The following is an 18,272-nucleotide window of genomic DNA, read 5'->3' on the forward strand; positions in this document are numbered from 1 at the left end:
TAATGAACTCACACTAACTTCCTAGCTTACCGCTTATCCGTTTGCGGGTGCAAATATAGATACCTTTTTCCATTCAACAAGTACTTTTCCAACCTTTTTTTTAAACTATTTTTTAATACACTATATCCTAATTAGTTACGCACTAAAGTTTTTTATACCATCCCCCTCTCCTTCCTTTATTCCTTATATTTATAACCATTGTACTACTTCTAGCATGGAGAAGGTTTACCCTTTTATACTACTATATATAATGTAATTGTTCGCGTTAGGGATTAACTCAAATAAACTATTTACTTCTCTTTTGTTATTTCTACAAAATAGCTGACTTGTATTAAGACTCAAGTAAAGTCTTTTGTTATCTATTAATTAATTAAAAGGTAAAATCCCTTATCATTTTATATGAAGAATTCCTCTTGTGAAATCCTATTAATTATTTACCTACACACTAAAAGTATTTATTACATTATTACTATTTATTTTATTACTTATAATTTACATACTGGATTCTTCTACTAATTATAAATAATGTAGTGGCAACAATCTTCTTTAAAATTGTCTTCTTAAGTTTTAGTCCTCTAATTCTCTTTCAAATTGTTTAATACTTGAAATAAGACTGCTATTAGATTCTAAATTATAAGCCCATTTCTTTTTTCTTTCATGGGTTTTAAATAATTCAACTTATTTAAAATCGGGGCATTTTAATAAATAAAAAAAGCCTCCCGTATTGGGAGGCTTTTTTATTTATTTTTTTCTTAAGATGGTTCTTCTCCATCTAATAGTGGTACGTTTTGTGGTACGAAATCTTTTCCGTGAACATACTCACCATTCTCATCTGTTTTACTATAATCGTAAGCCCATCTGTGAACCTCAGGAATTGCTCCTGGCCAGTTTCCGTGAATGTGTTCAACTGGAGTAGTCCACTCTAGTGTATTTGCATTCCATGGGTTTTGCGTAGCTTTTTGACCTCTGTACATAGAGATAAAGAAGTTTGCAATAAAGATTAACTGAGCTGCTCCACCAATAATAGCCATGATAGTCATGAATACATTAATATCTGCTAAGTCATCAAACATTGGGAAGTTAGTGTTTGTATAATAACGACGTGGTAAACCAGCTAACCCTATAAAGTGCATTGGGAAAAATACTCCGTAAGCACTGATTATTGTTAACCAGAAGTGCCAGTATCCTAATGTCTTATTCATCATTCTACCATACATCTTAGGGAACCAGTGATAAACACCTGCAAACATTCCTAGTAAGGCAGATACTCCCATTACTAAGTGGAAGTGAGCCACTACGAAATATGTGTCATGAACGTTAATATCTAATGCTGAATCTCCTAATACTAAACCTGTTAAACCTCCTGTTACGAAAGTAGAAACTAATCCGATAGAAAACATCATTGCTGGATTTAACTGTAAGTTACCTTTCCATAAGGTGGTTACGTAGTTAAATGCTTTTACAGCTGATGGAATTGCAATTAAAACTGTTGTAAAAGTAAATACAGAACCTAAGAATGGGTTCATTCCTGATACAAACATGTGGTGACCCCATACGATCGTAGATAAGAATGCAATTGCCATAATAGATCCAACCATTGCGCGGTAACCAAAAATTGGTTTACGTGCGTTTGTTGAAATTACTTCTGAACTAATACCTAATGCTGGTAATAAGATGATATATACCTCTGGGTGACCTAAGAACCAGAATAAGTGTTCGAATAATACTGGTGATCCTCCTTGGTAATGTAATACTTCACCAGAAATAAAGATATCTGATAAGTAGAAAGAGGTACCAAAACTTCTATCGAAGATTAATAATAATGCTGCCGATAATAATACTGGGAATGAAATTACACCAATAATTGCTGTGATGAAGAATGCCCACATTGTTAATGGCAATCTTGTCATCTTCAATCCTTTTGTACGTAAGTTTAAAACTGTTACGATATAGTTTAACGACCCGATTAATGAAGAAGCAATAAAAATTGCCATAGACACTAACCATAATGTCATACCTGTACCTGAACCTGGAATTGCTTGTGGTAATGCAGATAATGGAGGATAAATTGTCCATCCTGCTGACGCTGGTCCTGCCTCTACGAATAATGAAATAATCATTATTACTGAAGATAAGAAGAATAACCAGTAAGATACCATGTTTAAGAATCCAGAAGCCATATCACGAGCTCCAATTTGTAATGGAATTAATAGGTTAGAGAATGTACCACTTAAACCTGCCGTTAATACAAAGAATACCATAATTGTACCGTGTATTGTTACTAACGCTAAGTACATATCTGGATTCATAATTCCATCTGTTTGATGGTTTCCTAAGAATGCTTCAACAATTGAAAACGATGTATCTGGCCATGCAATTTGTAAACGAAATAACATAGACATGAAACCTCCTATGATACCCATAAATATACCTGTAACAAGGAACTGCTTCGAGATCATTTTATGATCTTGACTAAAAATGTATTTAGTTACAAATGTTTCTTTGTGATGATGATCTGACATAATCTATATCTTTATATACTTTTTAAAAATATCTTATTTAATTGCTTGAGCTAATGTTTTTTGTTCTGACAACCACTTGTTGTATTCTTCTTCTTCAACAACAGTAATTTTCATTTGCATATTGTAGTGAGATGCTCCACAAATTTTATTACATAAAAGTAAGTAATCAAACTCATATGGATCTTCTCCTTTAGCTCTTCTAATTTTGTTAATTCCTTCTGTTTTTGCAATTACCTCAGAGTTCTGACGCATTTCTGCTGTAGTATACTTTGGCGTAAATGCGAATTGAGTAACCATACCTGGAACACAGTTCATTTGTGCTCTAAAGTGAGGCATATAAGCAGAGTGCAATACATCTTGTGAACGGAACTTGAATAATACTTTTTTACCTTTTGGTAAATATAATTCAGTTACTTGCTTATCATCTTGTGCACTTGGATCAGACATATCAACACCCATAGTGTTAATTCCCTTGATAAAGTTTACGTTACCTAAACCTAATTGGTTGTCTTCACCTGCATAACGTGCATCCCAACGGAATTGTTGAGAGTATACTTCAATTACGATAGGGTTTTCATCATCTCCAACATACATAATGTTGTTCCAAGCCCATAAACCGTATCCAATTAACAATACAATTGTTACTGCAGGAATTGTTGTCCAAATTAATTCTAATTTGTGGCTATCAGCATAAAATAATGCTTTGTTGTTCTTATTTCCTCTATACTTATAAGTAAAGAAGAAAATTAAAAACTGCATACCAAATTGAACGATACCAATTAACCAAAATGTAATATTGAATAAGTTATCGTCATGCTCTCCTTCAATAGAAGCAGCTTCTGGTAACATAATTACGTTCATGGCAATTAAACAGTAAATCATCATTGCGTAAAGGAATGCTAAGAAACCTAAAGCGTATTTACCTTGTTTTTCGTTGTCTTTATCTGTAGCAATTACAGAACGGAAATTCATTATACGAGTAATTTGCCAAAAACTTACTCCAATTGCAACTGCTATGAAAATATAAAATAAAGCGAGCATATTATCTAAACTATTTGTTTATTAATTCTTTTTATTAATGATGATTACTATCTTCTCCTGTGTGTTCGATGTTATAGTAATGATAGGTTTCACTTTCGTGTAAATATGGATTTCCTTTTGGTACTGGATTCGCTTTAGCAAATGCACTAAACGTAGCAAAGATGAATAACCCTGCAAAGAATAATAATCCGCTTATTTCACCAATTCCGAATCCCCATTGACCACCAACGGTTCCTGGCATAATCATAACAAATAAATCGATATAATGACCTGCTAAGATTACAACACCACCTAAGATTACAAACCAAGGTCTGCTCTTAAAATCACTGTTGATTAATAATAATACTGGGAAAATAAAGTTCATTACAACCATTGCTAAGAATGGTACTTTATATTCGTTAAAACGTAATAAGAAATACGTTGTTTCTTCTGGCATATCTGCATACCAAATTAACATGAACTGAGCAAACCATAAGTATGTCCAGAATACTGAGAAACCAAACATAAACTTCGCTAAGTCGTGAATATGACTATCGTTTACTAATGACAATACCCCTTTTGAACGTAAGTAAATTGTTACCATTGCTATAACTGTTAATGCAGATACTAAAAAAGTAGCTAATACATACCATCCAAATAAAGTTGAGAACCAGTGTGGATCTATTGTCATAATCCAATCCCAAGACATCATACTTTCAGTAATCATAAAGAAGAATAAGAAAATTACAGAAATATTATAGTTCTTCTTATGTAATTTTAAATCTCCATTGTCTTGTTTAATAGAGTTTCTTCTAATAATAAAAGTATAAGCATTCCATACTACTAGGTAGAAAATACTTCTCATTAACCAACCTGGAGTATTTAAATACCATTTCTTACCATCTATGATTGAATCGTAGTTTGGACTTGTAGGGTCTACAACTCCTTCTCCCATCCAAGGAAATAAATGATTCATATGCATTACTGTAAGAATTAAGAATACTAACATAGCAAGACTTACATAATGTAAGTTTGTTGTTATAGCTTCCATAACTCTAAATAACACAACAGACCATCCAGACTGTGCCACTCTTTGAGAAGCATAAAATGCTAATACTAATAATGTGATTCCTAAAGAGAATAATAAAGCAACATATAATGCAGACCAAGGTCTATTTTGCATTTGGTGTAAAGCATGTTCTGCATGAGCATCTCCATGATCCTCACCGTGTACTTCTGCTACTTCAGCATGTGCTTCAGTTGCAGCTTCTTCATGAGTGTCTTCTGCTACGTGTACAGCTAAACTATCTTGTGCTTGTGTGTTGTCTGTAGCTTCTTCTGAATGTTCTTGCTCACTGCTATGAACTGCTTCTTCTGTATGATTTGCTGTACTATCAGCAGCATGTTCTTCTGTAGTTGCCTCTTCTTCGTGATTTTCAACTTCAACATGCTTCTCAACTTTAGCTTCTTCAGCATGAGTAGCTGCTGCTTCATGACCACCACCATGGTGTGCATCTTGTTTTGCTAAAATTTCTTTTGCTTCTTCTAATGTTTTAGGTGCTGACATAAAATTATAGGCAGTACCTAAAGCTCCTAAAATCATAAGAGCAATAGCAAGCATTTTTAATTTTCCTGAAAACTGGTACATATCTTAACTATCTATTATAGACTTATTTTAATTCGCTTCTTAATTTTTCTACGTATTGTACAACTTGCCAACGCTCGTTGTATCTTAACTGTGATGCATGAGATCCCATTAAGTTTTTACCATACATTATTACATGATAAATATTCCCAGGATTTAATTCTCTATCTGCATAATTTGGAATACCATTGAACTTATCTCTTTGAGATAATACTCCATTCCCATCTCCTTTTGTACCATGACAAGACGCACAGTATATACCGTATAACTCTTTACCTTTTTCTAAGTTTTCCTCAGTTGTTGGTAATGGGTTTTTTAATTCAGCTTTTGCTTTTTCATATCCTTCATTAGTATCAGGAATATCATAAGCTACAACTCCATTTCTACTTACAGTACCTGCTACTGGTAACTTGTTTACCATTTCGTTATTTAAACCTTCAGCTCCATTTGCATCATAAGGTACAGACACATACATGTCTGGCATGTATTGTACTTGTGGTTTACGTTTATCGTTACAAGAACTTAAGCTTGTTGCTACTACAGCTAAAGCGATAATTATTTTTAAACTCTTCATATCTCTTTATTAGTGCGTTTCTACTACGTTGATTTCTACAGCTCCTGTTGTTTCTAACAATGACACTAATTCTTCTTCACTTCCTTTAACAGGAATCTCCATTAAAAAGTGATCATCTGTAGTTCTTGGGTCAGGATTTTCAGCTTCCTTAAATGGCCAAATCTTACTTCTCATGTAAAAAGTAATTACCATTAAGTGTGCTGCAAAAAACACTGTTAATTCGAATAAAATTGGAACGAAAGCTGGCATATTTGTTGCCCAAGAAAAGTTTGGCTTTCCTCCAATATCTTGAGGCCAATCAGCTATCATAGTATACCATGTTAACCAAACTGCTACTGATAAACCTGTAATACCATATAAAAAAGCAGTAATTGCTAAACGTGTTGGTGCTAAGCCCATTGCTTTGTCTAATCCATGAACTGGAAATGGACAAAATACTTCTTCAATGTGATGATTCTCTGCTTTTACCTTCTTAACGGCATCCATTAAGATATCATCATCATTATATAATGCGTGAATTACTTTATTAGTGCTCATTGTTCTCTTCTCTTGATTTTTTAAAATTCTCACCTGATGATTTCAAAATAGTCTTAATCTCTGCTGTAGGGATTACTGGGAAAGTTCTTGCATATAATAAGAATAATACAAAGAAGAATCCAATAGTTCCTATGAAGATACCTACGTCTACAAACGTTGGCTCAAAACGCCACCAAGTAGATGGTAATTGTCCTTTACTTAATACAATTGCGATAATATCAAAACGCTCAAACCACATACCGATATTAATTACAATCGAGATAATGAAAGACCAGATAAAACTTCTTCTGATTTTTTTAATCCATAATAACTGTGGTGTGAAAATGTTACAAATTAATAACGACCAGAATGCCCATCCATAAGCTCCTGCTTCTGCACCAAACGATAAGTATGTGTAGTTTTCATAAGGAGATCCTGTATACCATGCAATGAAGAATTCTGTTGCATAAGCTACTGCTACGATACCTCCTGTTAAAATGATTACGATGTTCATATACTCAACGTGTAAACGTGTAATATATGCTTCCATATTTGTAACCTTACGCATAATACCTAATAAGGTTTGTACCATTGCGAATCCTGAGAAAATTGCTCCTGCTACGAAATAAGGAGGGAAAATTGTTGAGTGCCATCCTGGGTTGATAGAAGTTGCGAAGTCCATCGATACAATTGTGTGTACAGAAAGTACTAATGGTGTTGCTAATCCTGCTAATACTAATGACACTTCTTCAAAACGTTGCCAGTCTTTTGCTCTACCTGACCATCCGAAAGATAATAATGCATAAATTTTCTTTTGGAAAGGTTTTACAGCTCTATCACGAATCGTTGCAAAATCAGGTAGTAAACCAGTCCACCAGAATACTAATGATACCGATAAATACGTAGAAATTGCGAATACATCCCATAATAATGGTGAGTTAAAGTTAACCCATAATGATCCGAATTGGTTAGGAATTGGTAATACCCAGTATCCGTTCCATGGACGTCCCATGTGGATAATTGGGAACAACCCTGCTTGGAATACCGCAAAGATTGTCATCGCTTCTGCAGAACGGTTAATTGCCATTCTCCATTTTTGGCGGAATAATAATAGTACAGCAGAAATAAGTGTTCCGGCGTGACCGATACCTACCCACCATACGAAGTTGGTAATATCCCATGCCCAACCGATGTTTTTACTTAATCCCCAAACACCAATACCTGTTCCTACGGTGTAGAAGATACATCCAAATCCCCATAACATTGCTGCTAAAGAGATATAGAATGCTATATACCAATTTTTGTTTGCTTTCCCTTCAATAGGTCTAGCAATATCTTCAGTAATATCATGGTAACTCTTGTCACCAAGTATTAAAGGTTCTCTATAAGATGATTCGTAATGAGACGACATAAATCTATATACTTATTAATTTTACTATTAAGCTTCGTTTGTATTTCTTACTTTCACTTGATACACTACGTTTGGTTTTGTACCAATATAATCTAACACGTGGAAAGCTCTTTTATCTTCTTTTAACGCTGTAACTGTATCTTCTGAGTTGTTTATATCTCCAAATACCATAGCTCCAGTAGAACAAGCAGATGAACATGCAGTTTCAAACTCGTCTTTGTTAACGGCTCTACCTTCTTTCTTAGCCTTTAAGATAGTAGCTTGCGTCATTTGGATACACATAGAACATTTTTCCATAACTCCACGAGAACGAACAACTACGTCTGGGTTTAACACCATTTTTCCGTATTCATTGTTCATATTGAAGTCAAACTCGTTGTTTTCAGCATAGTTAAACCAGTTGAAACGACGAACTCTATATGGACAGTTGTTTGCACAGTAACGAGTACCTACACAACGGTTATATGCCATTTGGTTTTGACCTTGACGTCCGTGTGACGTTGCTGCTACTGGACATACTGTTTCACATGGTGCGTGATTACAGTGCTGACACATCATAGGTTGGAAAGCAACCTGAGGGTTTTCTGCTGGATTTTCTAAAGCATCAAATAAATCTCCTTTGCTTAACTCTAATACTTTTTCAGTATAACGTCTTTCAACTTCTTGGTTAGCTATGTTTGGATTTTGAGCTTTAAACTCTTCCAACGTCATTTTAGCATCGTGTTGCTTATCTTCTACAGTAGAAGAGTAGTAACGATCAATACGTAACCAAGCCATATCTCTACCAACTCTCATTTCATCTTTACCAACAACTGGAACGTTGTTTTCTGCGTGACATGCAATAACACATGCTCCACAACCTGTACAAGATGTTAAATCGATAGATAAGTTAAAGTGGTGTCCTAAACTTCTATCATGCTCATCCCATAAGTCGATTTTACTTCCTTCAACTTCTTGATGATCATAAGAAACCATAAATGGTTTATTCCAAGTATGCTTAGGATCTAATTTTTTATCGTTTACTTCTTTTAATGAAGCTTCTCTTAAAATATCGTGACGACCAGCTAAAGTACTTTGTACTTGCATACAAGCAAACTTGTGCCATCCTGAAGCTTTTTCTATAGAAACATTGTATTGTACATTGTTTCCGTTTTGGTAGAAAGGATATGCATTAATACCTACTTGCATTTCTGACTTTAATCCCTGAGTTCTACCATAACCTAACGCTAAACCAACTGATCCTTTTGCTTGACCTGGTTGGATAATAACTGGAATTTTGTTTATTGTAACTCCATTAACTGTTACGTTAGCATAGTTACCATCAATAGCGCCGTTATCTTTTACTGGGTTTTCAAAACCTAATTCTTTAGCATCTGCCATAGATACGGTTAAGTAGTTATCCCAAGAAGCACGTGTGATTGGGTCTGGTAATTCTTGTAACCATGGGTTATTTGCTTGTTTACCGTCTCCTAAAGCTGTTGATGAATATAAGTTTAATTCGAATCCTGAAGCGTTGTTAGCTTTTCTTACTAATTGTACTGCTGCTGCATTTACATCTACTGTAGCTTCAAAAGCTATTTCTTCTTCTTCAGTAATGTTTTCAGCTTTAAAGAATCCATCATGTAATGCTTGATTCCATGAAGCTCCTCCTAACACATTTGTACTCCAAAACTCTTTTAAGGTATCATAGTAGTTTACTTTGCTTCCTGACCATTTTAACAATACATCTTGTACTTGACGTGTATTAAACAATGGTTGGATAGTAGGTTGCATTAAACTATAAACACCTTGCTTTGCCATAACATCTCCCCAACTTTCTAAGTTGTGAGGTGCTGGCAATGTATATTGTGTAGCATTAGCTGTAGCATCATCTTGAGTAGATAAGGCAACAGATAATTTTAAGTTCTTAACTCCTTCTGCTAAATCAGCTGCATTTGACAATGAGTATAAAGGGTTTACATTATAAGTAATTAAACCTTTTACTTTACCTCCTTTAATGTCTGCTACTAATTGAGCCACTTGAGTATCGTTACCTTGGCGTTTTAGATTCACTGCCTTGGTATCGATTACTTCACTATTTAATGCTTTATTAATTGCTAAAGCAATTAATTGAGCGTTTTTATCATTTAAACCTGTAACAACAACTCCTTTTGAACCTGCTTTTTTAAGGTCTTTAGCTAATTGCTTTACCTCTGCATCAAAAGTTGTTGCTTTTGAAGGAAGATTACTTCCTGTTACTTGGTTGTATAAGTTTATTAAAGCAAAAACCTGTTCAGATGGCTTAGCAACTATTCTTTTATCAGCATTTGCTCCTGCTAAAGACATGTTACTTTCTATTTGAACATGGTAAGACATTTTACCAGTTTCAACTCTACGTCCTTCAGCATAAGACTTTTCGTACCCACCTTGCCAATCTCCTAAGAAATCTGCTCCTATAGATGCGATAACCTCTGCTTTACTAAAGTTGTAATCTGGTAATGCTCTTTTACCATACATAGCTTCAAAAGCATCTGCAGCTGCACTTTCAGAAATTGCATCATACACCACATGCTTAACATTTGGATAAGCAGCAATAAAATCAGTAATTACTTTTTCAGTAGAAGGACTCGCTAAAGTACCTGTTAAAAACACTACTGGTTCGTTAGCGTCTTTTAATTCGTTTAATTTAGCAACTATCTCTTTGTCTGCATCTGCCCAAGAAATTTGAGTTTCTCCTTTTCTAGGTTCTTTTATACGTAATTTCTCATCGTATAATGATAAAACTGATGCTTGAGTACGTGCGCTAGTTACACCTCCTGCCTCTTTATTTGGCATGATTTGAATTGGACGTCCTTCACGTGTTTTTACTAATACGTTTGCGAAATCAAAACCATCTGCAATTGTAGTTGCGTACCAATCAGCAACACCTACTACGATATCATTTGGTTGCACTACATAAGGAATTGATTTTCTTACTGGACCCTCACAAGCTGCTAAAGAAGCTGCTGCAGTGGTAAATCCAACATATTTCAAGAAATCTCTACGTGAAGTTGATGATGTTTCTAAGGTTTCTTTGTCGCCTAAAAATTCATCTGTAGGAATATCTTGTACAAACTCATTATTACGTAGCGTTTCAACAATAGAACTACCTTTTAGTTCTTCAACACTTTGCCAGTATTTTTTGTTTGAAGCCATTTATATATGTGTTTTTCTACTTTCTAAATTGATTAATAGTGGCACTTACCACACTCTTTTCCTCCTAATTGCGCAATAGTTACTTGCTCAACACCGTACTTTTTAGCTAAATCTTCATGAATTTTAGCATAGTACTCATTACCTTTTAAGTCAACCTTAGTCGCCTTATGACAATCTATACACCAACCCATTGTTAATGGCGAGTATTGATATACTTCTTCCATTTCTTCTACAGGTCCGTGACATTTTTGACAAGCTATACCTCCAACTGTTACGTGTTGTGAGTGGTTAAAATATGCAAAATCTGGTAAGTTATGAACTCTAACCCACTTAACTGGTTTAGTATTTCCTGTATACTCTAATTTATCTGCATCCCAACCTGCTGCTTCATAAATCTTAGCGATTTCCTTATCTAAATCAGCTTTTACTAATGTATGGTCATCCATTACTACTTTAGTATCATCTGCAACTTCTGAAATATTCTTATGACAGTTCATACAAACATTTACTGAAGGAATTCCAGATGTTTTACTATGCTTAGCAGACGAGTGACAGTATTGACAATCAATCTTATTATCTCCTGCGTGAATCTTATGTGAAAAAGCAATTGGTTGAATTGGCTGATAACCTTCATCAACACCTACTTTAAACAATGTACCAAACAAGAAATAAGCCGCTACTAAAGCTCCGAAAATCACAGTTAACACCTTTAAGAATGTATTCTGCTTAATCCCTTGCCATAACTCAGCAGTTTGCCCCATTAAACCTGGAGTTTTTGGAGCTCCTTTTAATTCACTAATAGTTTTTAATAAACTACCAATAATTAAAAACGCTACAACAATTGCCGCAGCCAATATATAAATCAACCACTTAGGTGCCTGATCTCCCTGAGGCTGACCAGCAACTTCAGCTCCTGCAACAGCAGCCTTTTTAACCTCACCTACAGTTGTATAATAAAGAATATCATCGATGTTTTGATCTGTTAACTGCGGAAAAGCAGTCATATTAGAACCGTTATACTCTTCAAAAATAGCAATCGCATCTTTGTCTCCAGATGCTCTAAGCTCAGCATTGTTCTTAATCCATGCCTTTAACCATTCGTTAGTTCTTTTTTCTTCTACTCCAGCTAACGCAGGACCTACAAGTTTTTTATCTAACTTGTGACAAGAAGCACAAAGAGATTTAAATAATTTCTTTCCTTCTTTTTGACGCGCCTCGTCAATATCTTGTGAAAACGCGGAAGAACTTACTAAGAAAACTAAAAAGAAAGCTAAACTCCTTACTAGAGTTTTGGTTAATCTACTGTGATGATTCACACTTTTCATACTATAAAATATAAGTTTTGTATCTATTTTGGTACAATTTTTTCTGTTAGACTATTAAAAAATAGTACACAGAAAGTTGCACAAAAGTACTACTTCTGTCTAAATTGTGAAATGTTAAGAGAATCCTAATCTATAATTTATAATAATTCTAAATAAACAACGTTAACAATGTATTAACTGACAAGTCATTACTTTTGTAAAAAGATTCAATAAAATGAAAAAATACAGCATATTAATCACCTTTTTATTCATTATTGCAGGTAGCGTTTTTAATGCAAAAGCTCAAGATAAACTTACTAAAAACAAAGACATTATTTCGTTAATAGAAAAAAAACGGACTTACAACAAACATAACGGGAGTGGATATAGAATACAATTATATAACGGACTTGAAAGACGTGCAAGAAGCTTACGTAATAGATTTAAAATTGAATATCCTGATGTTTACACTAAACTAACTTACAAAGCTCCAGAATGGAAAATACAAGTAGGAAATTACAAAACACGTTTACATGCGGATAGAGCTTTAAATGAGATTCGTGAAAAGTTTTCTGGTGCAATTGTCGTTCCTATGTAATTAAACATATTTTACAGCATAAAAAAAGAGTAATCGAACAAACGATTACTCTTTTTTTATTTATTTAAACCTATTAGTAATTAATAAGCTCTTTTATCACTTCCTTCATAAAAATTGATGAATGCTTGGTTTACTACTCTATGACCTCCATCCGTAGGATAATCTCCAGTAAAATACCAATCTCCTAAATTATCTGGACACGCTTTATGTAATCCACTTACTGGCTGGAATATAACCTCTACTTCTGCCTTAATTTCAGCTGTTTTAAGCATCTGCGCAATCTTTGCTGAAACTTCTTCATCAGTAAACGGCGCGTAAATTTCTTTTACATAGTTTACTACATCTTTATCTTCACTACCTTCTTGCTGCTTACACTTTTGATACACTTCATCAACAATATGATATTGATTTGTTTCTTTCAACAATTCTAAAGCAGCTTTAAATGCAATAAAGTCGTTAATCTTAGCCATATCAATACCATAACAATCAGGATAACGGATTTGAGGCGCAGAAGAAACTACTACTATTTTCTTAGGGTTTAGCCTATCTAAAATCTTAATAATACTCTTCTTCAAAGTAGTACCTCTTACAATACTATCATCTATGATAACTAAGTTATCTGTTGACTTCACAACACCATAAGTAACATCATAAACGTGAGCAACTAAATCATCACGACTACTATCATCAGTAATAAAGGTGCGTAATTTCGCATCTTTGATCGCTATTTTTTCAAAACGTGGTCTTTTAGAAAGAATTTCAATTACTCTTTCTTTTGAAAGCTTTCCTTCACCTGCTAAAATCGCATCTGTTTTTTGTTGATTTAATACGTCTTCTGCTGCTTCCATCATTCCGAAAAACGATGTTTCTGCGGTATTTGGTATGTAAGAAAAAACTGAATTTTCTATATCACTATCAATAGACTTTAAAACTTCAGGGAACACATATTTTCCTAAGTTTTTACGTTCTTCATAAATTGAAGCATCACTTCCTCTTGAAAAGTAAATACGCTCAAAAGAACATGCTTTTTTAGGTCTTTCTTCTAAAACCGGAGCCATTGTTGTTTGACCATTCTTCTTGATGATTAATGCATGGCCTCTATCAATTTCTTTAATAGTATCAATCGGAACATTAAATACTGTTTGAATCACCGGGCGCTCTGAAGCAACCACTACTACTTCGTCATCTTCATAAAAGAACGCTGGACGTATTGCAGAAGGATCTCTCAATACAAATGCATCACCATGACCTAACAATCCTGCCATTGCATAACCTCCGTCCCAGTTTTTGGCTGAGCGTTGTAAAATTCGTTGGATATCTAAGTTTTCTTCTATATATGGTGAAGCATCTTTTTTACTAAAACCTTCTTCTTTAGCCTTTAAGTACAAGTCAGAAACTTCTGACTCTAAAAAATGACCTATTTTCTCCATCACAGTTACTGTGTCAGTAAACTCTTTTGGGTGCTGCCCTAAATCAATTAAATCATTTAATAATTGTTTAGAGTTCGTCATATTAAAGTTTCCTGCAACAATTAAACTTTGATGCCTCCAATTACTTTGGCGTAAAAAAGGATGAACACTCTCTATAGAGTTTTTACCGAATGTACCGTAACGAACATGTCCTAAAAATAGGTTTCCTATATAAGGTACGTTTTCTTCTTGCCATTTTACATCATCAACCTTATCTGGGTTCTCTTCAAAAACTCCATTGATTCTATGGTTGATTTTTCCGAAAATATCTTGGATTGGTTGTGATTGGTTGGAACGTATTCTACTTATGTATCTTGTTCCTGGCTCTACATTAAATTTTATACTTGCTAATCCAGCACCGTCTTGTCCTCTATTGTGCTGTTTTTCCATTAACAGGTACATTTTATTTACACCATAAAACGCGGTACCATATTTGTCTTTATAGTACTGTAATGGTTTTTTCAAACGAACCATTGCAATTCCGCATTCGTGTTTAATAGCGTCACTCATTTAATTTCAAGTATTTAGTTGTGTTGTAGTTTTGTGTGTTGTATAAAAAAATCCGCAGCAAAAAGCGCGGATTTATAGTTTATGATAGTGCTATATCAAATTGTGTTAATTCTTTAAACGCTTTTAAGCGTGCTTGTACCTCCTCGCTAGTTAACGCCTCCATGCGCTGTGTTCCGAATTTTTCAACACAGAACGATGCTAAGTTAGATCCGTAGATAATTGCACTCTTCATATTTTCGAATGAAATATCTTCTGTTTTAGCTAAATATCCGCAAAAACCTCCTGCAAATGTATCTCCAGCTCCTGTTGGGTCAAACACTTCTGCTAGTGGTAACGCTGGTGCAAAGAACATGTTTCCTTCATTAAACAATAAAGCTCCGTGCTCTCCTTTTTTAATTACAACATATTTTGGTCCCATCTCATGAATCTTCTTTGCTGCATTTACCAAAGAGTACTCCCCGCTTAACTGGCGTGCTTCTTCATCGTTAATTGTAATAACATCTACACGTTTTAAAACTTCATGTAAATCGTTTAATGCTATATCCATCCAAAAGTTCATAGTGTCTAATACTACTAACTTAGGTCTTTCATTCATTTGATCTAATACCGATGCTTGTGTTAATGGGTGTAAATTACCTAACATTACAATCGGCGCATCTTTAAAAGATTCTGGAACTACAGGTTGAAAATGCTCTAACACGTTCAGTTCAGTTACTAAAGTATCGCGAGAGTTCATATCGTTATGATACTTTCCACTCCAAAAGAAAGTTTTTCCTTCTTTTACAATTTCCACTCCATCAGTATTAATTCCTTTATCATTCATCATATCTAAATATGACTGTGGAAAATCTCCCCCAACTACAGAAACCACTCCTGTTTGTACTCCAAACTGTGAAGCTGCTAATCCAACAAAAGTTCCTGATCCTCCTAAGATTTTATCAGTTTTTCCAAATGGTGTTTCTATAGCGTCAAATGCTACGGTTCCTACTGCTAATAATTTACTCATAACTCTACTTAATATTCCTTTACTTAAGGAAATCTATTTATTTCATCAAGTCTTTATAAATAGCTAAGACTTAAAATTTTACTAATTCTACTCATTAAGGCTTAAACTCTCATGTCAACTGCCTTTTTTGTCGTAATTTTGCGTCTTTAATTAAAAACGGTCTTTTTGACTTTGCAAAAATAGTTTTAAAAAATGACTATCAAAGAAATACAAGAAGAAATTATTGACGAGTTTTCTATGTTTGAAGACTGGATGGAGCGTTACGAGTACATTATTGAACTAGGAAAATCGCTCCCTTTAATAAATGAAGCATACAAATTAGATGAAAACCTAATTAAAGGGTGTCAATCAAAAGTATGGTTGCATTCTGAATTAAAAGGTGACACTATTGAATTTACAGCTGATAGTGATGCTATTTTAACAAAAGGAATTGTAGCTTTATTATTGAGGGTGTTTTCTGACCAAACACCTAAGGCTATTTTAGAAGCCAATACTGATTTTATTGACGAGATTGGTTTAAAAGAGCATTTAAGCCCTACTCGTGCTAACGGATTAGTATCTATGGTAAAGCAAATAAAAATGTATGCAATTGCGCAACAAAGTAAGTTAGCGAATTAAAAAGAAGTTTAGAATTATGACTGAAGATAAATTAGAAGAATTAGGAGATAAAATAGTTCGTGTATTAAAAACAATTTTCGACCCTGAAATACCTGTTGACATATATGAACTAGGGTTAATTTACGATGTTTTTATATCAGAAGAGAATGATGCCAAAATATTAATGACATTAACTTCTCCAAATTGTCCTGTTGCTGAAACATTACCTGTTGAAGTAGAAGAAAAAGTAAAAACTTTAAAAGAAATCAATAACTGTGAGGTTGAGATTACTTTTGATCCTACTTGGACACAAGACATGATGAGTGAAGAAGCTAAATTAGAATTAGGAATGCTATAAGACTTTTAATATAACTATTAAAAACACAAGCGTACAGCTTTAAACTTTTCAACTAAAATATGGCAGAAGAAATTATTAATAGAGTTGCTAATAGTAAGCTTACTACAATAGATTTAGAAGACTTTTACCCTAAAGGTAAACGTATAGTGTTTGATATTAAAAATTGGCTGTTTGAAGAATTGATTCTTCGAGAGAAAGATTTTAGAGAATCTGTAAAAAACCATGATTGGGCTCAATATCAAGATAGTTATGTTTCATTAGCCTGTTCTACAGATGCCATTATTCCTTCTTGGGCTTATCTTTTATTAACCACAGAGCTTGCTCCTTTTGCTAAAAAGGTTGTTGTTGGCGACTTAACATTATTAGAAACTGTAATATATCAAGAGATAATTCAAAAGTTAGACACTTCTGAGTTTAAAGACAAGCCTGTAATAATTAAAGGCTGCACAAATAAACCTATACCACCATCAGCATACACCTTATTAATTGAAAAAATTAAACCTGTAGCTAAAACCATCATGTTTGGTGAAGCTTGTTCAACAGTACCGCTTTATAAGAGAAAAAAATAATTAGACTCATAGAATTCCTCAACTTAATCACAAATGAAAAAGCTGTTCTTAATCCTGTTTTCTTGTTACTCTTTTTCTATGGTTTCTCAAGAAACTAAAAAAGATAGTATTTCTTCTGTAGGTTTACAAAACTCACCTTTAGACACTAGTTTTGCTTCTTACATATTTAACAAAAGAGTATTTGCAGAACCTTTGGTTAAAAAAAACCCTCCAAAAAAATGGACTATTGTAGGAAAGTACACTTTCCTTTTCAATCAATCATCTTTTTCCAATTGGGCTGCAGGTGGAAATAACACCGTTGCTGGAAATATGACACTTGGTTACGATTTTAATTACAAGAGAAAAAAATGGAACTGGGATAATAAAGTTATTTCTGCTTATGGTTTGAGTTATGTAGATGGTCAAGGAGTAAGAAAAACAGAAGATCAATTTGAATACAACTCTTTACTTGGGTTAAGAACTTCAAAACTATGGTTTTTCTCATTTTTTAGTAATTTTAAAACGCAATATACTAGGGGTTATGATTATAAACAAGAACCTAAAGTAGCTGTTTCAGATTTCTTTTCTCCTGCATATTGGAGTTTTGGTCCTGGTATGTTATGGAAAAAAAATGATAACGCAAGAATAAACGTTGCTCCAGCTTCAGCTCGTTATACATTTGTTTCTGATGAGTTTTCAGGAAAATATGGTGTAAATGAAGGTAAGAACATAAATTTCAGTTTAGGTTTCAATCTTTCTGCTTACTTTAAAAGTGAAATAATGAAAGATGTAACTATGGAAAGTATTGTAGCAGTATATTCTGATTATTTGAACAAACCACAAAACATTGATATCGATTATCAATTAAATATCTTTGTTAAAATTAATAAAAACCTATCTACAAATCTTGGTTTACATGCCATTATTGATGACGATGCTTCAAGCAAAGTACAATTTAAAGAAGTGTTTGGTCTTGGTTTAAATTATATCTTTCATAAGACGTGACTTTTAGTATAATGC

The 18,272-nt window shown here is 33.8% G+C and carries 15 protein-coding genes; 5 read left to right on the plus strand and 10 right to left on the minus strand.

Features of this window, described 5'->3' with window-relative positions:
* Nucleotides 1-752: 752 nt before the first annotated feature.
* The 8 genes from VBY68_RS12030 to VBY68_RS12065 are packed head-to-tail and all read right to left on the minus strand — an operon-like array spanning nucleotide 753 to nucleotide 12,187.
* The gene (locus VBY68_RS12030; protein ID WP_099215214.1) at nucleotides 753-2,522 is read right to left on the minus strand and encodes a cytochrome c oxidase subunit I; all 1,770 of its coding nucleotides are present in this window, start codon (nucleotides 2,520-2,522) and stop codon (nucleotides 753-755) included.
* A 33-nt stretch (nucleotides 2,523-2,555) separates the two neighbouring features.
* Complete coding sequence (locus VBY68_RS12035; RefSeq protein ID WP_099215213.1) at nucleotides 2,556-3,563, minus strand: cytochrome c oxidase subunit II; 1,008 nt, start codon at nucleotides 3,561-3,563, stop codon at nucleotides 2,556-2,558.
* A 34-nt stretch (nucleotides 3,564-3,597) separates the two neighbouring features.
* Nucleotides 3,598-5,190, minus strand: coding sequence for a quinol:cytochrome C oxidoreductase (locus tag VBY68_RS12040; RefSeq protein ID WP_415269872.1), 1,593 nt, complete (start codon nucleotides 5,188-5,190; stop codon nucleotides 3,598-3,600).
* A gap of 22 nt (nucleotides 5,191-5,212) precedes the next feature.
* On the minus strand, nucleotides 5,213-5,761 hold the full coding sequence (locus VBY68_RS12045) for a c-type cytochrome (protein ID WP_176550564.1): 549 nt from the start codon (nucleotides 5,759-5,761) through the stop codon (nucleotides 5,213-5,215).
* 9 nt (nucleotides 5,762-5,770) lie between these two features.
* Nucleotides 5,771-6,298, minus strand: coding sequence for a DUF3341 domain-containing protein (locus VBY68_RS12050; RefSeq protein ID WP_099215211.1), 528 nt, complete (start codon nucleotides 6,296-6,298; stop codon nucleotides 5,771-5,773).
* Entirely contained in the window at nucleotides 6,288-7,688 is a 1,401-nt protein-coding gene (gene nrfD, locus VBY68_RS12055) for an NrfD/PsrC family molybdoenzyme membrane anchor subunit (protein WP_028891351.1), read from the minus strand. Before nrfD ends, VBY68_RS12050 begins: the two co-directional genes overlap by 11 nt.
* 27 nt (nucleotides 7,689-7,715) lie before the next feature.
* Nucleotides 7,716-10,862, minus strand: a complete 3,147-nt coding sequence (locus VBY68_RS12060) for a TAT-variant-translocated molybdopterin oxidoreductase (RefSeq protein ID WP_415269873.1) — start codon at nucleotides 10,860-10,862, stop codon at nucleotides 7,716-7,718.
* Between the two features lie 32 nt (nucleotides 10,863-10,894).
* Complete coding sequence (locus tag VBY68_RS12065) at nucleotides 10,895-12,187, minus strand: c-type cytochrome (protein ID WP_415269874.1); 1,293 nt, start codon at nucleotides 12,185-12,187, stop codon at nucleotides 10,895-10,897.
* 214 nt (nucleotides 12,188-12,401) lie between these two features.
* Here VBY68_RS12065 and VBY68_RS12070 point away from each other — a divergent pair, with 214 nt between their 5' ends.
* The gene (locus VBY68_RS12070) at nucleotides 12,402-12,764 is read left to right on the plus strand and encodes an SPOR domain-containing protein (RefSeq protein ID WP_415269875.1); all 363 of its coding nucleotides are present in this window, start codon (nucleotides 12,402-12,404) and stop codon (nucleotides 12,762-12,764) included.
* Between the two features lie 80 nt (nucleotides 12,765-12,844).
* On the opposite strand, the gene VBY68_RS12075 is transcribed toward VBY68_RS12070, so the two are convergent.
* Nucleotides 12,845-14,743, minus strand: a complete 1,899-nt coding sequence (locus tag VBY68_RS12075) for an amidophosphoribosyltransferase (RefSeq protein WP_124588280.1) — start codon at nucleotides 14,741-14,743, stop codon at nucleotides 12,845-12,847.
* 79 nt (nucleotides 14,744-14,822) lie between these two features.
* Complete coding sequence (locus tag VBY68_RS12080) at nucleotides 14,823-15,749, minus strand: PfkB family carbohydrate kinase (RefSeq protein WP_047788295.1); 927 nt, start codon at nucleotides 15,747-15,749, stop codon at nucleotides 14,823-14,825.
* Nucleotides 15,750-15,941: 192 nt separating this feature from the next.
* Here VBY68_RS12080 and VBY68_RS12085 point away from each other — a divergent pair, with 192 nt between their 5' ends.
* Genes VBY68_RS12085 through VBY68_RS12100 form a run of 4 tightly spaced genes read left to right on the plus strand, consistent with a single transcriptional unit; the run spans nucleotide 15,942 to nucleotide 18,257 of the window.
* A complete protein-coding gene (locus VBY68_RS12085) occupies nucleotides 15,942-16,367 on the plus strand; it encodes a SufE family protein (protein ID WP_099215206.1) in 426 nt (141 codons plus the stop codon).
* Between the two features lie 16 nt (nucleotides 16,368-16,383).
* Nucleotides 16,384-16,704 (plus strand): DUF59 domain-containing protein, encoded by a 321-nt coding sequence (locus tag VBY68_RS12090; protein WP_115899355.1) that lies wholly within the window; start codon nucleotides 16,384-16,386, stop codon nucleotides 16,702-16,704.
* A 59-nt stretch (nucleotides 16,705-16,763) separates the two neighbouring features.
* Nucleotides 16,764-17,273, plus strand: a complete 510-nt coding sequence (locus VBY68_RS12095) for a DUF2480 family protein (RefSeq protein WP_099215205.1) — start codon at nucleotides 16,764-16,766, stop codon at nucleotides 17,271-17,273.
* A gap of 33 nt (nucleotides 17,274-17,306) precedes the next feature.
* On the plus strand, nucleotides 17,307-18,257 hold the full coding sequence (locus tag VBY68_RS12100) for a DUF3078 domain-containing protein (protein ID WP_415269876.1): 951 nt from the start codon (nucleotides 17,307-17,309) through the stop codon (nucleotides 18,255-18,257).
* Nucleotides 18,258-18,272: the final 15 nt, after the last annotated feature.

This window comes from Tenacibaculum ascidiaceicola (genome assembly GCF_047470925.1).
GTDB classification, from domain to species: Bacteria; Bacteroidota; Bacteroidia; order Flavobacteriales; family Flavobacteriaceae; genus Polaribacter; species Polaribacter discolor.

What these genes read in the sequence shown, in the direction of transcription:
- VBY68_RS12030 (WP_099215214.1), bottom strand. Translation starts at nt 2,522, where the DNA reads ATGTCAGATCATCATCACAAAGAAACATTTGTAACTAAATACATTTTT.
- VBY68_RS12035 (WP_099215213.1), bottom strand. Translation starts at nt 3,563, where the DNA reads ATGCTCGCTTTATTTTATATTTTCATAGCAGTTGCAATTGGAGTAAGT.
- VBY68_RS12040 (WP_415269872.1), bottom strand. Translation starts at nt 5,190, where the DNA reads ATGTACCAGTTTTCAGGAAAATTAAAAATGCTTGCTATTGCTCTTATG.
- VBY68_RS12045 (WP_176550564.1), bottom strand. Translation starts at nt 5,761, where the DNA reads ATGAAGAGTTTAAAAATAATTATCGCTTTAGCTGTAGTAGCAACAAGC.
- VBY68_RS12050 (WP_099215211.1), bottom strand. Translation starts at nt 6,298, where the DNA reads ATGAGCACTAATAAAGTAATTCACGCATTATATAATGATGATGATATC.
- nrfD (WP_028891351.1), bottom strand. Translation starts at nt 7,688, where the DNA reads ATGTCGTCTCATTACGAATCATCTTATAGAGAACCTTTAATACTTGGT.
- VBY68_RS12060 (WP_415269873.1), bottom strand. Translation starts at nt 10,862, where the DNA reads ATGGCTTCAAACAAAAAATACTGGCAAAGTGTTGAAGAACTAAAAGGT.
- VBY68_RS12065 (WP_415269874.1), bottom strand. Translation starts at nt 12,187, where the DNA reads ATGAAAAGTGTGAATCATCACAGTAGATTAACCAAAACTCTAGTAAGG.
- VBY68_RS12070 (WP_415269875.1), top strand. Translation starts at nt 12,402, where the DNA reads ATGAAAAAATACAGCATATTAATCACCTTTTTATTCATTATTGCAGGT.
- VBY68_RS12075 (WP_124588280.1), bottom strand. Translation starts at nt 14,743, where the DNA reads ATGAGTGACGCTATTAAACACGAATGCGGAATTGCAATGGTTCGTTTG.
- VBY68_RS12080 (WP_047788295.1), bottom strand. Translation starts at nt 15,749, where the DNA reads ATGAGTAAATTATTAGCAGTAGGAACCGTAGCATTTGACGCTATAGAA.
- VBY68_RS12085 (WP_099215206.1), top strand. Translation starts at nt 15,942, where the DNA reads ATGACTATCAAAGAAATACAAGAAGAAATTATTGACGAGTTTTCTATG.
- VBY68_RS12090 (WP_115899355.1), top strand. Translation starts at nt 16,384, where the DNA reads ATGACTGAAGATAAATTAGAAGAATTAGGAGATAAAATAGTTCGTGTA.
- VBY68_RS12095 (WP_099215205.1), top strand. Translation starts at nt 16,764, where the DNA reads ATGGCAGAAGAAATTATTAATAGAGTTGCTAATAGTAAGCTTACTACA.
- VBY68_RS12100 (WP_415269876.1), top strand. Translation starts at nt 17,307, where the DNA reads ATGAAAAAGCTGTTCTTAATCCTGTTTTCTTGTTACTCTTTTTCTATG.